At 69.9% G+C, this 26,189-nt stretch carries 23 protein-coding genes and 1 tRNA gene; 14 read left to right on the plus strand and 10 right to left on the minus strand.

The features are described 5' to 3' along the window. Positions 1–2: 2 nt before the first annotated feature. Complete coding sequence (locus tag J3S89_RS09190; RefSeq protein ID WP_217927185.1) at positions 3–1,244, minus strand: YeeE/YedE thiosulfate transporter family protein; 1,242 nt, start codon at positions 1,242–1,244, stop codon at positions 3–5. A 70-nt stretch (positions 1,245–1,314) separates the two neighbouring features. Beyond that, entirely contained in the window at positions 1,315–1,704 is a 390-nt protein-coding gene (locus J3S89_RS09195; RefSeq protein ID WP_217927186.1) for a hypothetical protein, read from the minus strand. A gap of 596 nt (positions 1,705–2,300) precedes the next feature. Between J3S89_RS09195 and J3S89_RS09200 the strand changes: the two genes are divergently transcribed. Beyond that, positions 2,301–3,794: a replicative DNA helicase gene (locus J3S89_RS09200; RefSeq protein ID WP_217927187.1), complete on the plus strand. Its 1,494-nt coding sequence runs from the start codon at positions 2,301–2,303 to the stop codon at positions 3,792–3,794. 10 nt (positions 3,795–3,804) lie between these two features. Here the strand turns inward: J3S89_RS09200 and J3S89_RS09205 are convergent, their stop codons facing one another. Continuing rightward, entirely contained in the window at positions 3,805–5,028 is a 1,224-nt protein-coding gene (locus J3S89_RS09205) for an MFS transporter (protein WP_217927188.1), read from the minus strand. A gap of 136 nt (positions 5,029–5,164) precedes the next feature. Between J3S89_RS09205 and alr the strand changes: the two genes are divergently transcribed. Then, positions 5,165–6,292, plus strand: coding sequence for an alanine racemase (gene alr, locus J3S89_RS09210; protein WP_217927189.1), 1,128 nt, complete (start codon positions 5,165–5,167; stop codon positions 6,290–6,292). 12 nt (positions 6,293–6,304) lie between these two features. On the opposite strand, the gene J3S89_RS09215 is transcribed toward alr, so the two are convergent. Continuing rightward, positions 6,305–6,847 carry an MOSC domain-containing protein gene (locus J3S89_RS09215; protein WP_217927190.1) on the minus strand — a complete coding sequence of 181 codons (543 nt, stop codon included), beginning with the start codon at positions 6,845–6,847 and terminating at the stop codon, positions 6,305–6,307. A 244-nt stretch (positions 6,848–7,091) separates the two neighbouring features. Here J3S89_RS09215 and radA point away from each other — a divergent pair, with 244 nt between their 5' ends. The 5 genes from radA to J3S89_RS09240 all read left to right on the plus strand — a co-directional run bounded on the left by radA (position 7,092) and on the right by J3S89_RS09240 (position 12,711). Further along, on the plus strand, positions 7,092–8,585 hold the full coding sequence (gene radA, locus J3S89_RS09220) for a DNA repair protein RadA (protein ID WP_217927191.1): 1,494 nt from the start codon (positions 7,092–7,094) through the stop codon (positions 8,583–8,585). A gap of 328 nt (positions 8,586–8,913) precedes the next feature. Further along, complete coding sequence (locus tag J3S89_RS09225; RefSeq protein WP_217927192.1) at positions 8,914–9,570, plus strand: CvpA family protein; 657 nt, start codon at positions 8,914–8,916, stop codon at positions 9,568–9,570. 76 nt (positions 9,571–9,646) lie between these two features. Next, positions 9,647–11,146: an amidophosphoribosyltransferase gene (gene purF / locus J3S89_RS09230; protein WP_217927193.1), complete on the plus strand. Its 1,500-nt coding sequence runs from the start codon at positions 9,647–9,649 to the stop codon at positions 11,144–11,146. A gap of 49 nt (positions 11,147–11,195) precedes the next feature. Further along, complete coding sequence (locus J3S89_RS09235) at positions 11,196–11,924, plus strand: SDR family NAD(P)-dependent oxidoreductase (RefSeq protein WP_217927194.1); 729 nt, start codon at positions 11,196–11,198, stop codon at positions 11,922–11,924. A gap of 229 nt (positions 11,925–12,153) precedes the next feature. Then, the gene (locus J3S89_RS09240; protein ID WP_217927195.1) at positions 12,154–12,711 is read left to right on the plus strand and encodes a manganese efflux pump MntP; all 558 of its coding nucleotides are present in this window, start codon (positions 12,154–12,156) and stop codon (positions 12,709–12,711) included. Positions 12,712–12,778: 67 nt separating this feature from the next. Here the strand turns inward: J3S89_RS09240 and der are convergent, their stop codons facing one another. The 4 genes from der to J3S89_RS09260 form a co-directional block, all read right to left on the minus strand. Then, on the minus strand, positions 12,779–14,212 hold the full coding sequence (der, locus tag J3S89_RS09245) for a ribosome biogenesis GTPase Der (RefSeq protein WP_217927196.1): 1,434 nt from the start codon (positions 14,210–14,212) through the stop codon (positions 12,779–12,781). Positions 14,213–14,219: 7 nt separating this feature from the next. Continuing rightward, positions 14,220–15,572 carry an outer membrane protein assembly factor BamB family protein gene (locus J3S89_RS09250; protein ID WP_217927197.1) on the minus strand — a complete coding sequence of 451 codons (1,353 nt, stop codon included), beginning with the start codon at positions 15,570–15,572 and terminating at the stop codon, positions 14,220–14,222. Further along, the gene (locus J3S89_RS09255; protein ID WP_217927198.1) at positions 15,572–16,240 is read right to left on the minus strand and encodes a tetratricopeptide repeat protein; all 669 of its coding nucleotides are present in this window, start codon (positions 16,238–16,240) and stop codon (positions 15,572–15,574) included. Before J3S89_RS09255 ends, J3S89_RS09250 begins: the two co-directional genes overlap by 1 nt. A gap of 251 nt (positions 16,241–16,491) precedes the next feature. Then, the gene (locus tag J3S89_RS09260; RefSeq protein ID WP_217927199.1) at positions 16,492–17,064 is read right to left on the minus strand and encodes an NnrU family protein; all 573 of its coding nucleotides are present in this window, start codon (positions 17,062–17,064) and stop codon (positions 16,492–16,494) included. 241 nt (positions 17,065–17,305) lie between these two features. Here J3S89_RS09260 and J3S89_RS09265 point away from each other — a divergent pair, with 241 nt between their 5' ends. Next, the gene (locus J3S89_RS09265; protein ID WP_217927200.1) at positions 17,306–17,959 is read left to right on the plus strand and encodes a cation efflux transmembrane domain-containing protein; all 654 of its coding nucleotides are present in this window, start codon (positions 17,306–17,308) and stop codon (positions 17,957–17,959) included. A gap of 69 nt (positions 17,960–18,028) precedes the next feature. Here J3S89_RS09265 and J3S89_RS09270 read toward each other — a convergent pair whose 3' ends face one another. Beyond that, positions 18,029–19,081, minus strand: a complete 1,053-nt coding sequence (locus J3S89_RS09270) for an ABC transporter ATP-binding protein (RefSeq protein ID WP_217927201.1) — start codon at positions 19,079–19,081, stop codon at positions 18,029–18,031. A 204-nt stretch (positions 19,082–19,285) separates the two neighbouring features. Here J3S89_RS09270 and J3S89_RS09275 point away from each other — a divergent pair, with 204 nt between their 5' ends. The 4 genes from J3S89_RS09275 (at position 19,286) to J3S89_RS09290 (ending at position 23,343) form a co-directional block, all read left to right on the plus strand. After that, a complete protein-coding gene (locus J3S89_RS09275) occupies positions 19,286–20,224 on the plus strand; it encodes a carbohydrate ABC transporter permease (protein ID WP_230488911.1) in 939 nt (312 codons plus the stop codon). 5 nt (positions 20,225–20,229) lie between these two features. Continuing rightward, entirely contained in the window at positions 20,230–21,084 is an 855-nt protein-coding gene (locus J3S89_RS09280; RefSeq protein WP_230488910.1) for a carbohydrate ABC transporter permease, read from the plus strand. Between the two features lie 11 nt (positions 21,085–21,095). Further along, positions 21,096–22,415 (plus strand): ABC transporter substrate-binding protein, encoded by a 1,320-nt coding sequence (locus J3S89_RS09285; protein WP_217927202.1) that lies wholly within the window; start codon positions 21,096–21,098, stop codon positions 22,413–22,415. A gap of 100 nt (positions 22,416–22,515) precedes the next feature. After that, the gene (locus J3S89_RS09290; RefSeq protein ID WP_217927203.1) at positions 22,516–23,343 is read left to right on the plus strand and encodes a phosphodiesterase; all 828 of its coding nucleotides are present in this window, start codon (positions 22,516–22,518) and stop codon (positions 23,341–23,343) included. 153 nt (positions 23,344–23,496) lie between these two features. On the opposite strand, the gene J3S89_RS09295 is transcribed toward J3S89_RS09290, so the two are convergent. Further along, positions 23,497–23,570 (minus strand) — tRNA-Gln (locus J3S89_RS09295). A gap of 692 nt (positions 23,571–24,262) precedes the next feature. Between J3S89_RS09295 and J3S89_RS09300 the strand changes: the two genes are divergently transcribed. Both J3S89_RS09300 and J3S89_RS09305 read left to right on the plus strand, forming a co-directional pair. Beyond that, positions 24,263–25,381, plus strand: a complete 1,119-nt coding sequence (locus J3S89_RS09300; RefSeq protein ID WP_420801288.1) for a Ppx/GppA phosphatase family protein — start codon at positions 24,263–24,265, stop codon at positions 25,379–25,381. 10 nt (positions 25,382–25,391) lie between these two features. Further along, positions 25,392–26,180, plus strand: coding sequence for an RlmE family RNA methyltransferase (locus J3S89_RS09305; protein WP_230488909.1), 789 nt, complete (start codon positions 25,392–25,394; stop codon positions 26,178–26,180). Positions 26,181–26,189 lie beyond the last annotated feature (9 nt).

The following is a 26,189-nucleotide window of genomic DNA, read 5'->3' on the forward strand; positions in this document are numbered from 1 at the left end:
TGTCACAGGACGGTCAGTTTTTCGGTGGTCTCGTTCCAGCGCACGATCGCGTACCAGAGCGCCAACAGGCCGAAGCCGATCAGCAGCGCCCAGCCCCATCCGCCGACCATGTCGGGCAGGAAGGCCTGGCGGCCGACGCCGGTCATCTCCCAGGTCTCGACGTTGGTCTCGTCGATGGTGGTGAGGCCGAGTTTCTTGAAGAGGGCGGAGGCAATCGAGCCGACCCAGGCGAAGAAGAGCATCGCCACCCAGAGTTTGGCGTGGCCCTCCCCCATCCGCCACAGCGCGCCCGAGGCGCAGCCGCCCGCGAAGACCATGCCGACGCCGAAGATCAGGCCGCCGGCGAGCGAGCCGACCCAGAAGGTCGCGGGGATGGCCACATAGGCGTCGATCACCTTGGCGCGGAAGAGCAGCGCGGCGAGCGGGATGCCGAGCGCCATGGCGAGGATCACCGCCTTGGTCATGGTGCCCTCGGCGGTCATGAAGGGTTCGCGGATCGAGCGGGCGAAGCAGAGGCGCGAGCGGTGCATCACGAAGCCGATGGCGAAACCGGCGACGACGATGATCGCGCGCGAGGCGAGCTGCTTGTCGGGCGAGGCCCACCAGGTCGCGCTCCAGGCGACGACGCCGACGACGATCGCGAGGCCGATCACCGGATAGATCCGCTTCAGCCCGGTCGGGACGACGATCGAGGGCGGCGGGGTGGTGCCCCATTCGATGGTCTCGAGCGTCCACAGGAGCGCCTTCAGCCCGAGCCAGGCGCCGGCGAGGAGGCCGACCCACATCGCCCAGCCGGCCGGGGAGGAATGGACCACGGGATTGAAGAAGCCGCCGGTGGTGCAGCCGCCGGCGAGCGAGGCGCCGATCCCCATCAGCGATCCACCCATCGCCGCCCAGACGTATTCGAGCTTCGGCGGGCGGTTCGGCGCGAATTGTCCCGACATCAGCGCGGCGGTGAAGGCGCCGGCGACGAGGAGGATGTTCATCAGCGACATGCGATGGGTGAGGAGCGTCTCCTTGGCCTCGGCGATGCCGAGGGTCGGCGCGAGGCCGATCGCGGAATTGAGCCGATCGCCCCAGAACTTGACGCCGCCGAAGACGCCCCAGAAGAGGCCGGTCGTCATCAGCGCGACGACGATGAGAACCAGGAGGACGGCGCCGAGATAGGGCGACCATTCCGCCACGAAGATCTCGTGGAGGTCCTTCCGCAGTCCGGGAAAGCGAGCGGGCTTCTCGTTGCTCATGGCACGGGTCTCCGCGCGCCGATCCGCCGGGGATCGTGCCCCGGAGATCCGCGCGTCTCGTCTCTGGGGGTCAATTGCAGGAGGCGGGCTCGTCGCCGTCCTTGGCGCCGCGCATCAGGAAGGCGGCGACGTCGGCCGTCAGCTGCGCGTCGGGGAGATCGGCGAATTTCTCGGCCGCCTTGTTGGTGGCCTTGATCTCGGCGCGATAGGCCTGCGAGAGATACCGAGAGACCGTGTCCTTGCCGGCGGCGTGTCTGTCGGCCTTCAGATAGGCCGCCCATTCGGCCTTGGTGCGCGTCGACGGCGAGATCGAGCCGACCGGCTCGGCGGCATGGCAGGAGGTGCAGACGCTGCGATAATAGATGCGGCCGCGCTTCCAGTCGGCCTCATCCGCGCGAACCGAGGTGGCGGCGAGGAGGACGGCGATCGAAGCGATCGCGACCGGAACGAAACTGGACATCGCGAGACCCCCTGATCGATCGTGCGACCGGGCGCGGCTCGGCGACGATCCTTCGGTTCTCGGTCGATCACCACCCGGTTCGCGGTCCGCCCGGAGGTTCGCGGACCCGCGCCCCGCGTCGGGGCGGTAGATCTGTTATTTCGAATATTCTCATTCTTCGCGTTCTCTAACGATCGTACGAGATGACGGTTTGCCGCTCGCAAAGGCCCGGATCGGAGGTTTACCGAGGATAGCGACGGTGGCGGCGGAGCTCTTCCCGCCCCGGCTCTCAATACCTTGATACCGCATGTCTATTTTGCCACTTCGTTTCCCGCCCGCGTCGATCGGTCCCTCGGCGCGGGCGCGACGGGGCGGCGATGGACTGGAAAGAAACTTTCCAACCGGGCGTGACACGGGTGGTCGATCGCCGGCCGCGGGAGCCCGCCGAGCGGCGGGAGCCGAGGCGAGGGACTCGCATCTCTGCATCCTGCAACGGTCAAGGCGGAGAATCCCTCAGACCGACTCAATCTTGTGGACGAGGCGGTATGAAGCGGTGGATGCTTTGCCCGGTCGGCCGGGGCGGTTAAGACATCCTCAACCGAGGAAGACGCCGCCCCATGAAAGCTCCGATCCGTCGCGTCGACGACGCCTCCGTCCCCGCGCTCGCCCGCACCGCGCCGCACAACGTCGAGGCCGAACGCCAGCTGCTGGGCGCGATCCTGGTCAACAACGAGACCTATTACCGGGTCTCCGACTTCCTCGAGCCGGCCCATTTCTTCCTCGAGCCCCACAAGGTGATCTTCGAGCGCACCGCCTTGATGATCCGCGCCGGCAAGACCGCCTCGCCGATCACGCTCAAGACCTTCTTCCCCGGCGATCAGCAGATCGCCGACATGAGCCCGACGCAATATCTGCTGCGGCTCGCCTCCGACGCCACGACCATCATCAACGCCGAGGACTACGGCCGGCAGATCCAGGAACTCGCGACCCGGCGCAATCTGATCCGGATCGGCGAGGACATGGTCAACATCGCCTTCGACGCGCCGGTCGACATGCCGCCGCGCGCCCAGATCGAGGACGCCGAGCGGCGGCTCTTCGAACTGGCGGAGGCCGGGCGTTACGACGGCGGCTTCGTCACCTTCTCCGACGCGCTGCGCGGCTCGATCGAGATGGCGGCGGCGGCCTTCCAGCGTCAGGGCAAGCTCTCGGGCATCTCGACCGGCATCTCCTCGCTCGATCAGCGCCTCGGCGGCCTGCAGCGCTCGGACCTCGTGATCCTCGCGGGACGTCCGGCGATGGGCAAGACCTCGCTCGCCACCAACATCGCCTTCAACATCGCAGCCGCCTATCGCGCCGAGGAGCGCCCCGACGGGACGCTCGAGACCGTCGACGGCGGCATCGTCGGCTTCTTCTCGCTGGAAATGAGTTCCGAGCAGCTCGCCACGCGTATCCTGTCGGAACAGGCCGAGATCCCCTCGAACAAGATCCGTCGCGGCGACATCTCCGACGCCGAGTTCGAAAAACTGGTCGGCGCCTCGCAGATGATGCAGTCGGTGCCGCTCTACGTCGACCAGACCGGCGGCATCTCGATCGCCCAGCTCGCCGCGCGCGCCCGGCGCCTGAAGCGGCAGAAGGGGCTCGACATCCTGATCGTCGACTATCTTCAGCTCCTCACCGGCTCGTCCAAGAAGGGCGACAACCGCGTCCAGGAGATCACCGAGATCACCACCGGCCTCAAGGCGCTGGCCAAGGAGCTGAACACGCCGATCGTGGCGCTCTCCCAGCTCTCGCGTCAGGTGGAGAACCGCGAGGACAAGCGGCCGCAGCTCGCCGACCTTCGCGAATCCGGCTCGATCGAGCAGGACGCCGACGTGGTCATGTTCGTCTATCGCGAGGAATATTACCTCAAGAACCAGGAGCCGCAGGAGAAGGGCACCGACACCTGGTTCAAGTGGGAAGAGAAGTTCAACCGGATGAAGGGCATCGCCGAGGTGATCGTCGGCAAGCAGCGTCACGGACCGACCGGGTCGGTGGAACTGCACTTCGCCGGCGAATACACCCGCTTCTCCGACCTCATCCGCGACGATCACCTGCCCGAACGGCACGAGTGATCGTCACGTCTCAGACGGCGGCGCGGGAGAGCCGTGCCGCCAGCAGCGTCTGACCGACCAGCAGCACCGCGACGAAGCCCGTCACGCCGCCCCAGCCGAGATCCGTCCAGAAGAGGCCGCCGAGCGAGCCCATCACCGAGGATCCGAGGTAGTAGGCGAGGAGGTAGAGCGAGGAGGCGTGCGCCTTGTCGCCCTTGGCGCGAGCCCCGACCCAGCCGCCGGCGACGGTGTGGGCGGCGAAGAAGCCGGCGGTCAGTGCCGCGATGCCGACGACGATCGCGGTCAGCGCGCCGGCGAGCGTCAGGGCGAGGCCGAGGGCGGAGAGCGCGACGCCGCCGATCAGCACCGGCGCGCGGCCGAAGCGGTCGGCGAGGGAGCCCGCGACCGGCGAGGCGACGATGCCGGCGAGATAGACCACGAAGATCGCGCCGACCGCCGCCTGTCCGAGATCGAAGGGCGGGGCCATCAGGCGGAAGCCGATGTAGTTGTAGACGGTCACGAAGCCGCCCATCGCCAGGAAGGCGACCGCGAAGAGGGCGCGCATCGAGGGATCGCCGAGGTGGCGTCCCCAGGCGGCGAGATGGGGGGCGAGGCCGCGCGAGGGTCGGGGCGTGAAATTGCGCGAGGCCGGCAGCAGGGCGAGGAAGCCGAGAGCGGCGGCGAGGCCGAGACCGCCGACGACGGCGAGCGCGATGCGCCAATCGGAATGTTCGGCGACGAGGCCGGTGACGACGCGGCCGGCCATGCCGCCGGCGGCATTGCCGCCGATGTAGAGGCCCATCGCGGCGCCGAGGCCGGCGGGCTCGATCTCCTCCGCCAGATAGGCCATGGCGACGGCGGGGGCGCCGCCGAGCGCCAAGCCCTCCAGCGCGCGCAGCACCAGGACCAGAGGCCAGGACGGCGCCAACGCCACGCCGATCTCGAGGACGGCGGCGATGGTGAGAGACGCGAACATCAGCGGTTTGCGGCCGAGGCTCTCCGACAGGGCGCCGGCGACGAGAATCGCCAGGGCGAGCGACCCGGTCGACAGCGACAGCGCCAGCGAGCTCTCGGCGGCGGAGACCGAAAAGGCGCGCGCGAGATCGGGCAGCAGCGGCTGGACGCAATAGAGCTGCGAGAAGATCGCATAGCCGGAGAGGAACAACGCGACGTTGATGCGCCACCAATCGAGCGATCCGCGCCGGGTCCAGCGGGGTTCGGGCGCGACATCGGGCCGTTGCGGCGAGGTGGACATGGGGCGGGCGACCTTCGCGGAGGGAGAGAGGAACGAATCACGGCACGGGCCCGACGGCAAGGGTTGCGCACGCGGATCTCGCACTCGCGCCCCCTGCCTTGACAGCGCCCCTTTCCCGACGCTCCCTCGGATCATCATGACCGAAACGCTCTCCCCTCCCCGCCCGACTCGTCTCACGATCTCGACCGAGGCCATCGTCGCCAATCGGCGCGCCGTCGCGGCCAAATGCGCGGCGAGCGTCGAGGTCGCCGGCGTGGTCAAGGCCGACGGCTACGGCACCGGCGGCCCCCAAGCGGCCGTCGCCATGGCCGCCGACGGCGCCCGCACCTTCTTCGTCGCCCATGTCGGCGAGGGGATCGACGTGCGCGCCGCGCTCACCGCGGCCGGCTGGACCCAGGCGCGGATCTTCGTGCTCAACGGCCTCCTCCCCGGCACCGAGGAGACGCTCGCCGCGCATGGTCTGGCGCCGGTGCTGGGCTCGCTGCCGGAGATCGAGGACTGGGCCGCCTTCGGTCGCGATCAGGATCTGCCGCTGCCCTGCGCCATTCACGTCGACACCGGCATGAACCGGCACGGGCTCTCGCTCGAGGAGGCCCGCGCGCTGGCGGCGCGGCCGGATCTCGTCGCCGCCTCGGGCGCCGATCTGGTGATGAGCCACCTCGCCTGCGCCGACGAGCCGAAACATCCGCTGAATGCCCTCCAGCTCGCCCGGTTCAAGTCGATCCGGGGGCTCTTTCCGGACATCTCCGCCTCGCTCGCCAATTCCGCCGGCGTCTTCCTCGGCCCCGAATACCATTTCGATCTGGTGCGGCCGGGCATCGCGCTCTACGGCGGGGCGATCGTCTCCGGCCAGCCCTCGCCGATGCGGCCGGTGGTCGGGCTCGAGGCGACGATCCTTCAGGTGCGCGACGTGCCGCACGGCGAGAGCGTCGGCTACGGCGCGCGCCAGACCGTGCGCCGGACGAGCCGTCTGGCGGTACTCTCGGTCGGTTACGCCGACGGGTTCCACCGCACCGCCTCCGGCGCCGACAGCGCCCCCGGGGGCTCCGGCCACCTCGCCGGCCACCGCGTGCCGATCGTCGGGCGGATCTCGATGGATCTGCTGATGGTCGACGTCACCGACGTGCCGGGTGCGGCGCGCGGCGATCGGGTCGAGCTGATCGGCCCGCACGTCTCACTCCAGGAGGTGGCCAAGGCGATGGGCACCATCGACTACGAGGTCCTGACCTCGCTCGGCCGACGCTACCAGCGCGTCCGCGTCTGACGCGATCCGCCGTCAGACCCGTTCGAGCGGATGCCAGGGCGGCGGCGGGCGATCGACGACGATCGCATCGCCCGGGCGGACCATGCCGTCGGCGCGCACCACGCCCATCACGCCGGCCTTGCGCCGCAGCGTGCCGTCGCGCGCGCGCTCGACGACGGCGGCGAGCAGGCCGGGACGGAAGGCCTCGATCTGGCCGCAGGGGTTGCGCAGTCCGGTGATCTCGACGACCGCCTCGGCGCCGAGGCGGAGCCGCGTGCCGCGCGGCAGGGCGAGGAGATCGACGCCGCGCGTCAGCACGTTCTCGCCGAGATCGCCGGGGCGGAGGGCGAAGCCGCGTTCGGCGAGTTCGTCGAAGAGTTCGCTCTGGATCAGGTGAACCTGGCGCAGGTTGGGCCGGGTCGGATCGACCGCGACGCGCGAACGATGTTTCACCGTGACGCCGCAATGGGCATCGCCCTCGACGCCGAGGCCGGCGAGAAGGCGGATCTCCGCGAGGACCGGCTTCGAAAAGCGATGCGCGCCGTCGCGACCGACCGAAATCACCGTCGCCGTCATCTCTCGTTCCCTCCGTTCCGCGCCAGGCTCGGATGCGCTCTCTCGGGCGGTTTCGTGACGGAGGAATGACGAGGCGTCGTGGATCCTGGGGACGACGGGCGCGGATCTGTCGAAAACTTCGCGGCCCACGCGAACGGACACGGAACGACGTCTGACATGTCACCTCGACGTGGCCGCGCCTCACCCCTGTACAAAACAGGAACGTTCTGACAGGATGACGCGTCCGCGAGAGAGATCCCGATCCATGGCCAAACGCACCTCCCGATTCGTCTGCCAGAACTGCGGTTCCGTCTCCGCCCGCTGGGCGGGGCGTTGCGACGGCTGCGGCGAATGGAACACGATCGTCGAGGAGCTCGACGGCGGCGGCGGGGTCGGCGGGGCACCGGCGGGGAGTTCCGTCTCGGCCCGGCGCGGCCGAGTGGTGCCTCTGGTGGCGCTCTCGGGCGAGGCCAAGGAGGCGCCGCGAATCGCCTCCGGCATCGGCGAATTGGACCGGGTCACCGGCGGCGGCTTCGTGCGCGGCTCGGCGCTCCTGGTCGGCGGCGATCCCGGCATCGGCAAATCGACGCTCCTGATCCAGGCGGCGGCGCGTCTGGCGAGCGCCGGGCATCGGGTGGTCTACGTCTCCGGCGAGGAGGCGATCGGGCAGGTACGGCTCAGGGCAGAGCGGCTCGGGCTCTCCGCCGCGCCGGTCGCGCTCGCCGCCGAGACCTCGGTCGAAGACATTCTCGCCACGCTCCAGGCCGGGCCGACGCCGGCGCTGGTGGTGATCGATTCGATCCAGACGCTGTGGACGGAGCTCGCCGATTCGGCGCCGGGCACGGTCACTCAGGTGCGCACCTCGGCGCAGGCGCTGATCCGCTGGGCCAAGGCCTCGGGCGCGACGGTGGTGCTGGTCGGCCACGTCACCAAGGACGGCCAGATCGCGGGCCCCCGCGTGGTCGAGCACATGGTCGACGCGGTGCTCTATTTCGAGGGCGACGGGGCGCGGCAGTTCCGGGTGCTGCGCTCGGTCAAGAATCGCTTCGGGGCGACCGACGAGATCGGCGTCTTCGAAATGTCGGGGGCGGGCCTGCGCGAGGTCGCCAACCCGTCCGAGCTCTTTCTCGGCGAGCGTGACGGCCGTTCGCCCGGTACCGCCGTCTTCGCCGGCATGGAGGGGACGCGGCCGCTCCTGATCGAAGTGCAGGCGCTGGTGGCGCCGACCTCGCTCGGCACGGCGCGGCGCGCGGTCGTCGGCTGGGACGGCAATCGGCTGTCGATGATCCTGGCGGTGCTCGAGGCGCGCTGCGGCGTGCGGCTCGGGTCGCACGACGTCTATCTCAACGTCGCCGGGGGCCTGCGGATCCAGGAGCCGGCGGCGGACCTCGCGGTGGCGGCGGCGCTCGTCTCCTCGCTCGCCGGGGTCGCGCTGCCGGCGGAAGGGGTCTATTTCGGCGAGATCGGGCTCTCCGGCTCGGTCCGGCCGGTGGCACGCCACGACGCGCGGCTCCGTGAGGCGGAGCGGCTCGGCTTCCGCGCGGCGGTCACGCCGAAGAACGCCGGCGGCGAGGCGGCGGGACGCGACGAGCGCAAGGGGCGCGAAGTGCCGTCGATCGGGCTCGAGGTCGGCGAGATCGAGTCGCTCTCCGATCTCGTCGCGCGGATCGCGGCCGGCTCGGGCGGGCGCATCCTGCAGCGGGAGAGCGAGACGCGCGAGGAGGCGCCACGGCGCTCGGCGGGCGGCTGGGCGCGCTGAGAGGCGCTCGCGAAGAGGACACGGTCGCGATGCCGCACGGCGGCGGTGCCGCGGCGCGGCATCGCGTCGGCGTTTTGGACTGGACCGGCGGCGCCGGCTCGCGTATCGAAACACCGACGTTTCCGGCGGGTCCCGCGTGGGCCCGGCGGACGGCGTTTCGGGCCGGCCCGGAGGGGCTCGTCCCCCGGCGGGGACGGACGGCGCCTTCTACCACCCGCGCGATCGCGCCGCGATCATCGTGGGGGACGATTGCACGATCGCGGAGCGATCGCCTTGTGAGGACGGTTGCGCGGTCGCGGGGCGATCGCTGCGAGCGAGGTCTGGAGCGATGGATTTCATCACACTTCTCGACGGGATCGTCGTCGTCGTCGTGCTGGTGTCGGCGCTGTTGGCGATGTATCGCGGCTTCCTGCGCGAGGTTCTCTCGATCGCCTCCTGGGCCGCCGCCGCCGTCGTCGCGGTGATGTTCCACAAGCAGATGCTGCCGACCGTCAAGGTCTACGTGCCCAACGATCAGGTGGCGATGATCGTCACCATCGCCGGCCTGTTCCTGATCACGCTGCTGCTGGTCAGCTGGATCACCATGAAGATCTCGGACTTCGTGCTGGATTCGGCCTTCGGCGCGCTCGATCGCTCGTTCGGCTTCCTGTTCGGGGCGGCGCGCGGCCTCCTGCTCCTGGTCGTCGCCATGCAGTTCTTCAACGGCTTCGTCCCGGTCCAGCAGCAGCCCCATTGGGTCGCCGCGGCCAAATCGAAGCCGATCCTCGACGCGCTCGGCACCAAGCTGCTGGCGTTGTTGCCCGAAAACGCCGAGGAGGCGATCCTCAAGCGGCTGAAGTCCAAGGCGACGGACGACGGAACCCCGCAGGAGCCGGGCGACGCCACCAAGCCGACCTCGCAGAAGGGCGCCGAAGCCCCCATCTATCGCAACGGCGAGAAGAAACAGCTCGAGCAGATGATCGGCACCACCGGCAAGGCGCCGTGAGGCCGAGACGCGACCGCCGCCGCGCCCGGGTCCCGGGGGCCGAGGCGGCGGGCGTTCGATGACGAAAGGTTCGACCATGAGCGCAGGTGAGAGCGAGACCGGAACGGCCGGGCTTCGCGACGGCTGGACGATCGACGACATGCGCGACGATCACTTCAACGACGAGTGCGGCGTCTTCGGCGTCTACGGCCATCCGGAAGCGGCGGCCCTGACGGCGCTCGGCCTGCACGCGCTCCAGCATCGCGGCCAGGAGGCCGCCGGCATCGTCACCTACGACGGCCAGCAGTTCCACGTCGAGCGCCACATCGGTCTCGTCGGCGACAATTTCGCCAAGCCGGCGGTGATGGCGCGCCTCAAGGGCAACAGCGCCATCGGCCACACTCGCTATTCGACCACCGGCGGGCAGGTGCTGCGCAACGTGCAGCCGATGTTCGCCGAGTTCCACGGCGGCGGCTTCGCGGTGGCGCACAACGGCAATCTCACCAATGCCCTGACGCTGCAGCGCCAGTTGCAGCTGCGCGGCTCGATCTTCCAGTCGACCTCGGACACGGAGACGGTGATCCACCTCGCCGCGACCTCGTCGAAGGGGCCGCTGGTCGACCGTTTCATCGACGCGCTGCGTCAGATCGAGGGCGCCTATGCCTTCGTGACCCTGTCGGAGAAGAAGCTGATCGGCGTGCGCGATCCGCAGGGCGTGCGCCCGCTGGTGCTCGGCGACGTCGACGGCTGTTACGTGCTCGCCTCTGAGAGCTGCGCCCTCGACATCATCGGCGGCCGGGTGATCCGTGAGATCGAGCCGGGCGAGATGGTGGTGATCACCGACGAGGGGCTGGAATCGTTCCGCCCCTTCGCCCCCGGCAACTCGCGCTTCTGCATCTTCGAATACGTCTATTTCGCCCGTCCCGATTCGGTGTTCGGCGGCACCAGCGTCTACACGGTGCGCAAGCGGATCGGCCAGGAGCTGGCGAAGGAATCGCCGGTCGAGGCGGACGTCGTCATCCCCGTGCCCGATTCCGGCAATCCGGCGGCGATGGGCTTCGCCGAGGCCGCGGGCCTGCCGTTCGATCTCGGCATCATCCGCAATCACTACGTCGGCCGCACCTTCATTCAGCCGACCGACGCGATCCGCCACATGGGCGTCAAGCTCAAGCACAATCCCAACCGATCGGTGATCGAGGGCAAGCGCGTCATCCTGGTCGACGATTCGATCGTGCGCGGCACCACCTCGCAGAAGATCGTGCAGATGGTGCGCGATGCCGGCGCCCGCGAGGTGCACATGCGCATCGCCTCGCCGCCGACCGTCGATCCCTGCTTCTACGGCGTCGACACGCCGGAGAAGGCGAAGCTGATCGCGGCGCGGATGAGCCTCGAGGAACTCGCGGCCTACATCAACGTCGACAGTCTGGCGTTCCTCTCGATCGACGGCCTCTATCGCGCCGTCGGCGAAGCGAAGCGCCACAACGAGCTGCCGCAGTTCTGCGACGCCTGTTTCACCGGCGACTATCCGACCCGGTTGACCGATCGGGCGCTGGCCGGCGACGTGCGCGCGCTCGATCTTCTCGTCGAATCCGAGTGAGGGCGCTCGTCCGCCCCACCTCGCCCCGCCTTCCGGAGACCCGCCGCCGATGACCGTCAAGCCCCTCACCGACCGGATCGCCCTCGTGACCGGCGCCTCGCGCGGCATCGGCTGGACCATCGCGACCGAGATCGCCAAGGCCGGGGCCCATGTGGTGGCGGTCGCGCGGACGACCGGCGCGCTCGAGGAACTCGACGACGCGATCCGCGCCGAGGGCGGCACGGCGACGCTGGTGCCGCTCGATCTCACCGACTTCGAGGCGATCGACCGGCTCGGTGGGGCGCTGTGGGAGCGTTTCGGCCGTCTCGACATCCTGATCGGCAACGCCGGCCTGCTCGGGCCGACGGGTCCGCTCGCCCATGCCGGGCCGAAGGATTTCGAGAAGGTGATGGCGGTCAACGTCACCGCCAACTGGCGTCTGATCCGGTCGTTCGAGCCGCTGCTGCGGCTCGCCCCGGCGGGCCGCGCGGTGTTCCTGACGTCGAGCGCGGCGCGGCGCATCCGCCCGTTCTGGGGCCCCTACGCGGCCTCGAAGGCGGCGCTCGAGGCGTTGGTCGCGACCTGGGCGCAGGAGCTCGCGGTGACCCCGATCAAGGTCAACGCGATCAATCCCGGCCCGCTGCGCACCAAGATGCGGGCGCAGGCGATGCCGGGCGAGGACGCCGAGACGCTCGATCGGCCGATCGTCCTCGTCCCGAAGCTGATGGAACTGGTCTCGCCGGCGCTCGAGATCTCCGGCCGCGTCTGGGACCATCCCACCCAGACCTGGCTCGATTGATCTCTTTCGGAAGGCTCCCGATCTTGACGTGGCGCGACCTGCCGTTCATGGTCCGCGCCGTCGGGGAGTAGTCGCCGCTCGCGAGGAGCGGGGTCGTGTCAACACACTCGCGGAAGCCTCCGCGTGGCACGATCGGCCGAGAGGACTGACGAGACCGGCGCCGCCGTCGCCCTGTTCCGGGGAGCGAAGGCGCGCGCCCGTCACACCCCCGGATCTTCGGCTCGTCCTCATGAACCTGCTTTCTCTCTTCGTCCTGGCCCTCGGCCTGTCGATCGACGCCTTCGCCGCGGCGGTCGGACGGGGCGCCGCCAACGGCGCGCCCCATGTCGGCGCCGTCTTCAAGGGCGCGCTCATCTTCGGCGTGACCGAGATGATCACGCCGCTGATCGGCTGGGCGGTCGGCTGGGCCTTTTCCGACTGGGTCGAGGCGGTCGATCATTGGATCGCCTTCGGCCTCCTCGCCGCCGTCGGCGGTCACATGGCGTGGCATGCCTGGACGCGCGACCACGACGAGCCGCCGCCGCCGAAGGGCCTCGTCGGGCTGATCGTCACCGCGGTCGGCACCTCGATCGACGCGATGGCGGTCGGCGTCTCGCTCGCCCTCCTCGACGTCGACATTCTCGTCGCCGCGCCGATCATCGGCGGCACCACCTTCGTGATGACGGCGATCGGGCTCACCATGGGCCGGCGGATCGGCGAGGCGGTCGGCCATCGCGCCGAGATCGCCGCCGGGATCGGCCTGATCCTGATCGGCGCCGGGATCCTGTGGAGCCACACGATGGCGTGACGCCGCCCGCGCGCCGCACGACGAAAAAGGCCGCCCTCGGGGGCGGCCTTTCTCTTTCTCCGGCGGCTCAGCGCCGCGCGTTCTTGTCGTGATAGGGGTTGTCGCCGCTGCGCAGGGAGATGCGCACGGGGATGCCGATCAGATCGAAGCGATCGCGCAGGTCGTTGACGAGATAGCGCGAATAGCTCTCCGGCAGGGCCTCGGGGCGCGAGCAGAAGACGATGAAGTGCGGAGGGCGCGTCTTGGCCTGAGTCGCGTAGCGGATGCGGATGCGGCGGCCAGACACGGCCGGCGGCGGATGGCGCTCGATCACGCCCTCGAGCCAACGGTTGAGGCGCGAGGTGGAGACGCGGCTGTTCCAAGTCTCGTGAACCGTCTCGATCGCCTTCATCAGCTCGCTCAGGCCCTCGCCCATCAGGCCGGAGATGCGCACCATCGGCACGCCGCGCACCTGCGGCAGCAGACGGTCGCAGGTCTCGCGCATGGTCTTCCAGGCGGTGACGCGATCCTCGATCAGGTCCCACTTGTTGAGGGCGATGACCAGCGCGCGGCCCTCCTTGACCACCAGATCGACGATCTGCAGATCCTGCTTCTCGAAGGGAATGGTGGCGTCGAGACAGACCACCACCACCTCGGCGAAGCGCACCGCGCGCAGGGCGTCGGCGACCGAGAGCTTCTCGAGCTTGTCTTGGACGCGCGACTTGCGGCGCAGGCCGGCGGTGTCGAAGAGCTTGACCGGGCGGCCGTTCCATTCCCAGTCGACCGAGATGGAGTCGCGGGTGATGCCGGCCTCGGGGCCGGTCAGCATGCGGTCCTCGCCGATCAGGCGGTTGATCAGCGTCGACTTGCCGGCATTGGGGCGGCCGGTGACGGCGATGCGCAGCGGCATCGTGCGGCGTTTCTCGGCCTCGGCGGCGAGCGCGACCTCGTCGAGCTCCTCGTCGGTCTCGAACACCGGCGTGTCGGTCTCGGCGACGGCGTCGCCCTCCCCCGGCTCCCCGTCGAGGGCGTCGACGAGCGGACGCAGCGCCTCGTAGAGATCGGCCATGCCCTCGCCGTGCTCGGCGGAGATGGCGACGGGATCACCGAAGCCCAGTTCCCACGCCTCCCAGGCGCCGGCCTCGCCGACCCGGCCCTCGGCCTTGTTGGCGACGAGGATCACCGGCACGTCGGTGCGGCGGAGCATGTCGGCGAAGGTCTTGTCGAGCGGGATCAGGCCGGTGCGGGCGTCGATGACGAAAAGGCAGACGTCGGCGGTGCGGATCGCCTCCTCGGTCTGGGCGCGCATGCGCCCCGACAGCGTCTCGGCGTCGGCCTCCTCGAGGCCGGCGGTATCGACGGCGGTGAAGGTCAGATCGCCGAGCTTGGCCTCACCCGGGCGACGATCGCGCGTGACGCCGGGCGTGTCGTCGACGAGCGCCAGCTTCTTGCCGACGAGGCGATTGAAGAGGGTCGACTTGCCCACGTTGGGGCGGCCGACGATGGCGACGATGGCCGACATGAGGCGGTCACTCCCAGGCCGACAGAGTACCGTCGGCGGCGAGAGTGAGGAGCTTGCCGGAAACGGCGATCGGCGACAGCATCACCGCCTTGCCGCCCGCCTGGGTCGACGTCACGCGGCCGGAGATCGGATCGACGCCGATCATCCCGCCCTCGTTGGAGGCGAGCCACAGCGAGCCGCCGGCGAGCACCGGGCCGGCCCAGACGGTGCGCTTCTTCTTGGTCTTGGTGGTCGGCAGCCTGGTCGCCCACAGAACGTCGCCCGACTTGCGGTCGAGCGCGGTCAGCGAATTGTCGAGGTCGACCAGGAACAGGGCGTTGCCCGAGACGACCGGGGTGTGGGCCGAGCCGAAGGCGACGTCCCACAGACGCTGGCCGGTCTTCAGCCCCACCGCCACGGTGCGGCTGCCGACGCCGGTGGCGTAGACGACGCCGTCGGCGACGACCGGGCTCGCGGAGATCGTGGTGAGACCCGAGACCGCGTAGGAGCGGCTGGCGCGGGCGAGGCTGTCGTTCCAGAGCGGCTCGCCCTTCTTCTCGTCGAGGGCGACGACCTCGCCGGAGGTGAAGGGCACCACCACCACGCCGCCGGACACCGCCGGGGAATTGGTGGAGAGGAGGTTGCCGATCTCGGGAACGCCGCGCCAGGTCCAGACCTCGGAACCGTCGGCGGCGGAGAGCGCCAGGACGGTGTTCGACTGGGTCACGACATAGACGCGGCCGCCGGAGATGGTGGGGGCGCTGCGGGCCGGCTCGGCGAGCTTCTTCTCCCACAACTTGGCGCCGGAATCGGCATCGAGGGCGACCAGATCGCCCCAGGCGGTGGCGGCGTAGACGCGGGCGCCGTCGGTGCCGAGGCCGCCGGTGGTGGCCTGATTGTCGCGGTCGCCGGGGCGCACGGAGGTGCGCCAGGAGGTGCCGCCCGAAAGGGTCACGGCGGTGACGTAGCCGTTCGGATCGAGCACGAAGGCGCGGCCGCCGGCGGCGATCGGGCCGACGAAGGCACGCACGTCCTCGCGCAGCATCGAGCCGGAGCCGACGTCGCCGGCGCGGGTCGACCACACCTGGGTGGTGCCGGAGCCCGACAGCACGACGTGGCCGGCGTCGTTGCCGGCGGGGCCGCCGACCGAGGTCCAGGCGGAGACGGAATGGGCGCCGCCGATCGACACCGGCTTGTTCTTGGCGACCTGGATCGGGCTCTGGCCGTCGAAGACGTCCTGGCGTTCGCCCGGCAGCGGCTTCTTGGAATCGCCGAACGGATTGACCGCCGCGACCGCATCCTGGATGTCGTCGGTGGAGGAACAGCCGGTGACCGTCCCGGCGAGAGCGGCGAGAAGCGCGAGGCGAAGGAGCTTCGACATCAGTTGGCCTTTCCGGACGTGCCTTGCGCCTTCACCAGCGCGCTCAGAACGGAGATGCGATCGAGGAGATCGCGGGGGGTCTCGGGATCCGTTTCGATCTCGGCGATCCGGGCGGCGACGGCGGCGGTGTCGCCCGCCTTCCAGGCGGCGAGAGCGAGAATTTCACGCGCGGCCGCCCGATAGGGGCGGCCGGCGGCGGCGAGCGGCGCGGCGCGCGTCTCGACGGCGGCACGATCGGCCACGTCGACGGCGAGATAGGCGGCGCGGATGCGGGCGATCTCGGCGAGGCGAACCGGGGTCGCGGCATCGGCGGCGATGGCGTCGAAGGCGGCGATCGCCGGCTCGACCTCGCCGGCCTGGGCGCGGGCGCCGGCGGCGCGCATCCCGGCCAGCGCCGGATAGCCGCCGACCGAGGTCTTGGCGAGCTCGATCAGCGCGGTCTCGGCCGCCTTCGGGTCGCCGGTGCGGGCGAGTTCGGAAGCCGCGACATAGGCGTCGCCCTCATGGGCCGCGCGCTGCTGGCGCATGTGGTCCCACACCCGCCATCCGGCGACGGCCACCACCAGCACGACCGCGGCGGCGAGGACGAAGACGCCCCAACGATCCCACAGCTTCTTCAGTTTCTCCTGGCGGAGTTCTTCGTCGATCTCGTTGAAGATGTCGGCCATTTCGCTCCGCCTGCCCGCCTGCACGCGTCTCCTCGCGAGGAGACCTTCCCTGGTGGTCCGCGTCGGCGCCACCGGACCGTGGGCACGACGAAAACAGACCGGCGCAGGCCTCGCCCACGCCGGATGCGACGGCACCATACCCTTTCCCCTCGCCCCCCGCAAACCGTGCGTCGGGCGCGGCGAGGCCGGCCGCCGGTCCGGGTCTTCCCCGTCAATCGCAGCGATTTCGTGGCGAAACCGGCGCTCGCGCGTCATCCCAGAGGAGAGACACCGATCAGCCACAGGTGGAGCCGGGCCACCACCACCGCGTAGACCGCCAGTCCGAGGCCGATCGCCAGCAGGTCGTTGCGGCCGAAGGACGGGCGCAGGCGCGCGACCGCCAGCCGCCTGCGGGACTGCGACAGCCGATCGGCGACGCTCCAGGCGAGAAAGGCGGCGAAGAGCAGCACCGCCGGGGCGCTCGCGACGATCATCAGATGGGCGGCCGACCAGAGAATCACCGCCGTCACCATCGGGTGGCGGATGGTCGCGGAGATGCGGCCGGGCAGATAGGCGGCGAAGAGCAGCGGGAACACCGGCATCATCAGGAGAAGCGTCGCGTGGCGCAGCGAGACCTCGGGATCGAGCCAGCGCGGCTGGCCCTCGGCGCGGGCGAGGGCGAAGCCCCAGACGATCAGGCCGAGGCCGAGCGCCGCGACGAGCGAATGGACGGCCCGCCAACGGTCGAGACCGAGGCGCGCGACGACCGCCCCCCGCAGGCGCGGCGCCATGGGAACCGAGTGGACGGCGAGAAAGAGCAGGAGACCGAGAGCGAGCACGAGCATGACGGGTCCTTCCCGGACGGCGCGTGGGATCGGCGCCAGTCTAGCACCGGCGCGGCCACGATCGTACGACGATCCGGCCCGGGCGAGGGCGGCGGTCGGTCGCGGTGGCGCGCGGCGTCCGGCCCCATCTCCCACTCGTGCGATGCGGCGAGACGGTCTATGATTCGGGTTCATCGTCTCGACCCCGCGCGTCGCGCGCGGGAGGAATGCCGTCGCGGTCGCGACGGCGAGGAGGTCGCACATGGCCTGTTCCTGTCACGGATCCTGCGCCTCGGCGAAGGCCGCCCCGGCTTCGGCCGATCCCGCCTGGAAACGGGCGCTGTGGATCGCCCTGATCGTCAACGCCGGCATGTTCGTGGCCGAGATCGTCGCCGGTCTCGCGGCCGGATCGTCGGCGCTCCAGGCCGACGCGCTCGACTTCCTCGGCGACGCGATCAACTACGCGATCGCCATCGGCGTCTCCGGCCTCGCCCTGACGTGGCGGGCGCGGGCGGCGCTGGTCAAGGGCGTCGGACTGGTCGGCCTCGGCGTCTGGGTCGCGGGGGTCGCGGTGTGGCGCTTCGTCACCGGCACCCTGCCGGAGGCGGAGGTGATGGGGATCGTCGGCGTCGCGGCGCTGCTCGCCAACGGCGCGGTCGCGCTGATGCTCTATCGGTTCCGCAACGGCGACAGCAACATGAGTTCGGTGTGGATCTGCTCGCGCAACGACGCGATCGGCAATCTCGCCGTCCTGGCGGCCGCCGGCGGCGTCTTCGGCACCGGCGCCGGCTGGCCCGATGCCGTCGTCGCCGCGATCATGGCGAGCCTCGGCATCGTCGGCGGGATCCAGATCGTCTCGCACGCCCTCTCCGACCTCGCCCAGGAGGCGCGGGAACCGGCCGTCGCGGGGGAATGACCGCGGCCTGCCCCGTGCGCGCCGGACGCGCCGGACGCGCGCGGCGGGGACGGCCGGCGGAGCGACGTGTCAGGCCACGGCCTCGCGACGCGCGCCGGTGGCGGCGTGGAAGACATGGACGCGGTGACGGGCGACGGCGAGCGGCACCCGCTCGCCCGGGCGCACGCGCCGATCGGCCGCCAGGCGCACGGCGACGGCGTGGCCGGCGGCGCGACCGTGCAGCAGCGTCTCCGAACCGAGCGGCTCGACCACCTCCACATGCAGATCGAGCAGGGCCGCCTCGTCGGCGACGTGCCAATGTTCGGGGCGAACGCCGATGACGCTCGCGGCCGGATCGTTCGAGGGCGGGGCCTCGGCGGGGTCGACGACGACGCGATCGCCGTCGAGACGGCCCGGCATCAGGTTCATCGGCGGGGAGCCGATGAAGCGGGCGACGAAGGTCGAGGCCGGGCGCTCCCAGACCTCGATCGGCGTGCCGATCTGCTCGATGCGGCCGCCGTTCATCACCACGAGGAGATCGCCCATGGTCATCGCCTCGACCTGATCGTGAGTGACCCAGATCGAGGTCGTGCCGAGGGTCTGGTGCAGGCGCTTCATCTCGACACGCATGTCGCCGCGCAGCTGGGCGTCGAGATTGGAGAGCGGCTCGTCGAAGAGGAAGACCTCGGGCTGGCGCACGATCGCCCGGCCCATCGCCACGCGCTGGCGCTGGCCGCCGGAGAGCTGGCGCGGCTTGCGGTCGAGCAGGCCGTCGAGGCGGAGGACGGCGGCGGCGCGGGCGACGCGCTCGGCGATCTCGGCCTTGGGCGTGCCGCGCAGCTCGAGCCCGAAGGCGATGTTGCGGGCGACCGTCAGGTGCGGGAACAGGGCGTAGTTCTGGAACACCATGGCGACGTCGCGGTCGCGCGGCTCCGCATGAGTGACGTCGCGGGCCCCGATCACGACCCGGCCCGAACTCGCCGTCTCCAGCCCGGCGGTGATGCGCAGCAGGGTCGACTTGCCGCAGCCGGACGGGCCGACCACCACCGCGAAGGACCCGTCGGGCACCTCGAGATCGAGGCCGTGGATGACGTCGACCGTACCGAAGGACTTACGCACGTTCTCGAACCGGACTTCGGCCATGTCTCTTTCTCCCGACGACGGATTCCCGCTCGATAGCGGCGGCGGATGACAGAGACATGATGGCAACCGGGACGGTCGCGACGGGGTCGCACGTCCCGCCGCGTGCGTCGTCCAATCGTTACCGAACCGACGTTTCGCCGTCATCTCGCCCGGCCAGTCTCCCGCGATCCAGGCTCGGAACTCGCGGGAAGGGACGGCAGACGCATGACGATCGTGGCGACGATGGAGGATTCGATCCCGGAGACGGCGGCCCCGCCGCGCCCGCGGCGGGCGGTGGCGCGGCACGACCGGCTGGCGCTGACGCTGCTGGCGCCGTCGCTGGTGTTCCTGATCCTCTTCACCTACTGGCCGATCGCCCAGGTCGTCCTGCAGTCGGTGACGATCGAGACCTTCGGCACCAAGGCGGTGACCCATGGCGCCGGCAATTTCGTGCGCCTGTTCGAGGACGCCTCCTTCGCCAAGGCGGTCGGCAACAATCTGATCTACGCGGTCGGCACGCTGGTGCCCTCGATCGGGCTGGCGCTCTTCCTCGCCGTCGGCCTGCAGGAGGCGACGCGGCTCAACGCGGTGCTGCGGACGATCGTGTTCTTCCCCGTGCTGATCCCGCTGGTGGCGGCGGCGGCGCTGTTTCTCTTCGTGTTCCTGCCGGGAATCGGCCTCCTCGACCACTATCTCGGCCGACTCGGCTTCGCCCAGACCAATTGGCTCGGCGACCCGGACGTGGCGCTCGCCTCGCTGATCGGGCTGACCGTGTGGAAGAACGCGGCCTATTACATGTTGTTCTTCATCGCCGGCCTTCAGGCGATCCCGCGCGATCTCTACGAAGCGGCGCGGCTCGAGGGGGCCTCGGCGCCGCAGCGCTTCACCCGGGTGACGCTGCCGCTGCTCGGACCGACGCTCGCCTTCGTCGCGGTGATCGCGCTCGTCAACGTCGTCACCCAGGTCGACCACGTCGTGGTTCTGACCAAGGGCGGGCCGTCCGACGCAACCAATCTCGTCCTCTACTACATCTACCAGCAGGCCCACGAGAACTACGACGCCGGCAAGGCCGCCGCCGCCACCGTCGTGTCGCTGGCGGCGCTGATCACGCTCTCCGTCCTGTCGCTGCGCACGCTCGAGCGTGCCGTCCATTACGAGGCGTGATCCCGATGGCCTCGATGCTCCCCTCCGCCCCGCGCCGCCTCGAGACCGGGCGTCTCGTGACCATCGCCCTTCTGGCGCTGGTGGCGCTCGTCTGGTCGACGCCGCTCGCCTGGATGATCACCGCCTCGATCCGACCGCAGGGCTTCGGCGGGCTCGGCATGGCGTCGCTGGTGCCGGACTTCGTGCCGACGCTCGCCAATTTCGCCGAGGCGCTCGACAGCGCCGACTTCGCGCGGCTCTACCTCAACACGGCGATCGTCTGCGCCGGCATTCTCGCGGTGCAGCTGGTGACGATCACGCTCGCCGGCTGGGCCTTCGCCCGGCTCGAGTTCCGCGGGCGCGGCCTCTTCTTCTACGCCTTCCTGCTCCAGTTGATGTTGGTGCCGCCGATCCTGATCGTGCCCAATCTGGTGACGATCACGAAACTCGGGCTCTACGACACGCTGGCGGCGGTGATGGCGCCCTATTTCGCCTCCGCCTTCGGCGTCTTCCTGATGCGTCAGACCTTCCGCACCATCCCGCGCGACTTCGAGGAAGCCGCCGTGGTGGAGGGCGCGCGCTGGTGGCAGGTGATCGTCCACGTGCTGGTGCCGCTCGCCCGGCCGGGTCTGCTCGCCTTCGCGATCGTCTCGGTGGTCTCGCACTGGAACGAGTTCCTGTGGCCGCTGATGGTCATCTCCTCGACCGAGAACCAGACGCTGACCATCGGCCTCGCCAGTTTCACGCGCGGGGCGGAGAGCGCCTCGCAATGGGGCGTGATCGCCGCCGGGACGTTCCTGGTCGCGGCGCCGCTGATGACCGCCTTCGCGCTGTTCCAACGCCAGTTCGTCAATTCCTTCCTCTTTTCCGGCGTCAAATAAGGAGAACGACGATGTATCCCCTGACCAGGACCATGGCGGCGGCCTCGCTCGCCCTCGGCCTCGGTCTCGGCTCGGCGCAGGCCGCCACCGAGATCGAACTGTTCTTCCCCGTGCCCGTCGAGGGCAAGCTCGCCAAGGAGATGCAGTCGCTGATCGAGCGCTTCAACGCGTCTCATCCCGACATCAGGGCGAAGGCCGTCTATACCGGCTCCTACGACGAGACCAACATCAAGACCCATGCGGCGATCAAGGCCGGCCGCCCCCCGGCGGCGGTGATCATGAGCGCCAATTTCGTGCTCGAGTATCAGATCGCCGACGAGATCCAGCCGCTCGATCCGCTGATCGAGGCCGACGGCAAGACTGCGGACGCCTTCATGGGCCAGTTCTGGCCGGCGCTGCACGGCAATGCCCGTTTCGCCGGCAAGGTCTGGGCGGTGCCGTTCCACAACTCGACCCCGCTGCTCTACTACAACACCGACCACTTCAAGGAGGCCGGTCTCGACCCGGCCAAGCCGCCGAAGACCTGGGCCGATTGGTCCGACGCCGCCAAGAAGCTGACCAAGCGCAACGGTGACAAGACCGAGCGCTGGGGCCTGATGCTGCCGTCGAACTACGACTATCTCGGCTGGACCATGACCGCGCTCGACATGTCGAACGGCGGCCAGTACTACAACAGCGAATATGGCGGCGAGGTCTATTACGACCAACCGTCGATGCGCGGGGCGCTGACCTTCGTCGACAACCTCGTCCATCGGGACAAGGTGATGCCGGAAGGCGTGACCGACGGCAAGGCCGTCTCCACCGCCTTCTTCGCCGGTCAGACCTCGATGGTGGTGCTCTCCACCGGCTCGCTCTCCTTCATCCGCGAGAACATGAAGTCGGGCTATGCGGTCGCCTTCGTGCCGGCCAATCTGCGCAACGCGGTCGCCATCGGCGGCGCCTCGCTGATGATGCCGAAGGGCCTGACGCCGGAGCAGACCAAGGCGTCGTGGACCCTGATCAACTGGCTGACCAGCCCGGAAATCTCCGGCGGCTGGAGCCGCTTCACCGGCTATTTCGCCCCCAACAAGGCGGCCTACGACCTGCCGGAGATGAAGGCGTTCCTGGCCGAGAACCCCGACGCCAAGGTCGCGGTCGACCAGCTCGCCTACGCGCGCTCCTGGTTTGCGACCTACAACACCGTCGCCGTGCGCAAGGCGCTCGAGGACGAGGTCCAGGCCGTGCTCTCGGGCAAGAAGAAGCCGCTCGAGGCGCTGAAGGAGGCCCAGGCCAAGGCCGAGGAGATCATGGCGCCCTATATCGCCGCCACGGCGATGAACCTGCCGAAGTGATCCCGCTCACGTGACCGGCGAGGGCCCGCGTCGGATCCGGCGCGGGCCCGACGTCGTTCCTCCCCTCCCCTTTTCCCACTCGGTTCGAACGGACCTCTCCATGATCCTCGCCCATCTCACCGATCTCCACATCCGCCCCGTCGGCAAGCCCGCCTATCGGGTCGCCGAGACCAACAAGCTCTTCGCCCGCGCCGTCGACGCGCTTCTGGCGCTGGAGCCGCGCCCCGACGCGGTGGTCGTCTCCGGCGATCTCACCGACTGCGGCCTCGTCGAGGAATATGAAGTGCTGAAAGCGCAGATCGCGCGGCTGCCGATGCCGGTCCATCTGGTGCTGGGCAACCACGACCGGCGCGAGACCTATCTCGAGGTGTTCGGCGATCCGGCGGGGGCGCGGGCGCCGGAGGGCTTCGTCGGCTTCGACGTCGAGGTCGCCGGCGTGCGCGTGATCGGCCTCGACACGGTGGTGGCGGGCGCCTCGTTCGGCATGCTGTGCGACATGCGGCTCGCCCATCTCGACGCGATGCTCGCGGAGCGGCCGGACATGCCGACGATCGTGGTCATGCACCATCCGCCGTTTGCCTGCGGCATCGGCCACATGGACGAGATCGCGTTGATGGAGGGTCGCGAGGGCTTCACGGCGGTGATCGCGCGTCATCCCCAGGTGGAACGGGTCCTGACCGGGCATCACCATCGCCCGATCCAGGCGCGATTCGCCGGCACGATCGTGCAGATCGCCCCATCGGTGGCGCATCAGGTGGCGTTCGACCTCTCCGAGAACGGCCCTTCGGCCTTCGTGATGGAGCCGGCCGCCTTCCTGGTCCACACGATGGTCGACGGCATGGTGGTGTCGCATCAGGCCTATGTGGAGCGCCACGACGGCCCCTACCCCTTCGTCCTCGACGCGGATTATCCCGGCCACGTCGCCTGAGGCGGCGCGGCGCAGACCGATCGGCATCGACACGAAACGGCGACGCGCGCGAGGCCTCGCGGGCGTCGTTCGCCGTCGTGTGGCTCGCGGACGCGAACGAAACGGCGGCCCCGAGGGGGCGTTCTTCGGCTTCTGAGAGGGAACGAGCGGAGTTGGCTGGGGGACCTGGATTCGAACCAAGATTGACGGAGTCAGAGTCCGCAGTTCTACCGTTGAACTATCCCCCAGCAGGGAGAGCGGCGCGCCGCTCGTCTCCGGTGGGCGCCTCTCTAACCGATCGGGTCGGGGGTTTCAAGCCCCTCCTCGCACCTTCTCGTGGATCATCGAACGGACCTTCCTTCCCGCCGGTCCCGCTCCCGCACCGGAGAAGCCGGTGACCCTGGCCTCCGCTCCGGCCCGACGAAGGGCGCAAAAGGCGAGGTTTCCGCGCAAAATGTCACGATCCCGTCACCGGATCGCCCTCGCGCGTCTTGTCAGGGGGCCCGTCGCTGGTAGACTGGACCCGACTTGTGACATCGGACGTCGCGCGCGGATCACCGCAGCCGCGATGCGGAGAGAACCATTGGCTGGAAACGGCGACGAACCGCCACGCGCGGATCGTCCGGAATCCGTCGCGCGCGATACGGGGCCCACCAAGCACCGCCGTCGCCGACGGAGGGGTAGACGTACCCGTTGGCCCTCGGTGGCCAAACACGGCCCCGCTCCCGCGGGGGGCGTCGCGTCGGTGGTCGCCATCGGCGGCGTGGATTCGTGCGCGTCCTCCTCGGGACATGCGGGTCCGGGACAGGCCGGTCAGGGACTGGCCGGCGGCAAGAGATCCGCCGGCGAGACATTCCCCGTGCCGGCGAACGAATCACCGCGCGCGAAGATGCCCGCCGGGGCCGGCGAAGCGGCCGGGAGCCCGCGTTCGCCGGAGGCCGTGACCGGCGAGCGCCGTTCGGCCGAGGGCCGCCGCGACGAGACCCCGGAGCGGCCCGCGCGGTCGCACCGCGGGTCGCGCGGCGATCGCGACGGGCCGCCGCTCTATGCCGCGCTCGATCTCGGCACCAACAATTGTCGTCTGCTGGTCGCCGAACCCTGGCACCAGAGCTTCCGGGTGGTCGACGCCTTCTCGCGAATCGTCCGGCTCGGCGAGGGTCTGTCGCGCAGCGGCCGGCTGTCGGATGCGGCTCAGGACCGTGCCATCGAGGCGCTCAGGGTCTGCTACGGCAAGCTCCAGAGCCGGGGAATCGTCCGGTCGCGGCTGGTGGCGACCGAGGCGTGCCGGTCGGCGGAGAACGGCGTCGCCTTTCTAGACAGGGTGCGCCACGAGGCCGGGCTCAGCCTGGAGATCCTGACGCGGGAGACAGAGGCGCGATTGGCGGTCGCCGGCTGCGCCAATCTGATCGATCGTCAGGCCGACGGCGTGCTGCTGTTCGACATCGGCGGCGGTTCCTCGGAGCTGGTCTGGCTCGACTTCACGGCGGAGGCCCGGTTCGGGGGCGATCCGACCCGTCACATCCGCGCCTGGGCGTCGCTGCCGGTCGGCGTCGTGACCTTGTCGGAACGCCACGGCGGGGTCGCCGTGGGGCGGGCGGTGTTCGAGGACATGGTCGAGGACGTCGCCGGGCTGATCGCCGCCCATGCCGACTGGACCGATCTCGACGCGCGGATCGCGCCGGAGCGCTACCACATGCTGGGCACCTCCGGCACGGTGACGACGTTGGCGGGTGTGCATCTGGGGCTGGCGCGCTATGATCGCCGCCGGGTCGACGGCACCTGGCTCGCCGACGCCGACGTCGCGCGGATGATCGATCATCTCCTGGAGATGGATTTCGCCGATCGGGTCGCCAACCCTTGCATCGGCGGCGATCGTGCCGATCTGGTGCTGGCGGGGTGCGCCATCCTGGAGGCGATGCGGCGGCGCTGGCGTTGCGACCGGCTCCGGGTGGCCGACCGCGGCCTGCGCGAGGGCATGTTGACGGAACTGATGATCGGCGACGGCGTGTGGCGGCGGGGCAACCGCTGGCCCAAGCGTGGCGGCGGATCGAACGGATGAGGGAAGACCCGTGAGCGACAAGGGCTCCGACGGCGGTATCGGCACGCCGCGCGCGCTGAAGGTCAAGGTGAAGACCGCCAAGCGGCGCACCGCCTCCTCGACGCGCTGGCTGCAACGCCAGTTGAACGACCCCTACGTGGTCCGCGCCAAGAAGGAGGGCTGGCGTTCGCGCGCCGCCTACAAGCTGATCGAGATCGACGACAAATACGATCTCCTGAAGCCGGGCAACCGGGTGGTCGATCTCGGCTGCGCGCCCGGTGGCTGGTGTCAGGTGGCGGCGCAGCGGGTGAAATCGTCCGACACGGCGCCGCGCGTGGTCGGCATCGACTATCTGGAGATGGGCGGGGTTCCCGGCGCGATCTTCCTGCAGAAGGACTTTCTCGACGACGACGCGCCGGCCGCCCTGGTCGCGGCGCTCGGCGGCGAGAAGGCCGATCTCGTCCTCTCCGACATGGCGGCGCCGGCGACCGGTCACAAGAAGACCGATCATCTCAAGATCATGCATCTGTGCGAGGTGGCGATCGACTTCGCCCGCACGGTCTTGCGGCCGGGCGGGCACTTCCTCGCCAAGGTGCTGCGCGGCGGCACCGAGAACGAACTCCTCACCAATCTGAAGCGCGACTTCGAGACGGTGCTGCACATCAAGCCGCCGGCGAGCCGGGCCGATTCGTCGGAGCTCTACGTCATCGCCAAGGGCTTCCGTGGCGCGCCGGAAGATCTCGGGATCGGCCATCACGACACCGATCCGCGCGATGAACACGCCTGGATGCCGCCGCTGAAGAAGGCGAAGACCGATTGAGGGGACTCG

Source organism: Pinisolibacter aquiterrae, assembly GCF_019160155.1.
Taxonomy (GTDB): Bacteria; Pseudomonadota; Alphaproteobacteria; order Rhizobiales; family Ancalomicrobiaceae; genus Pinisolibacter; species Pinisolibacter aquiterrae.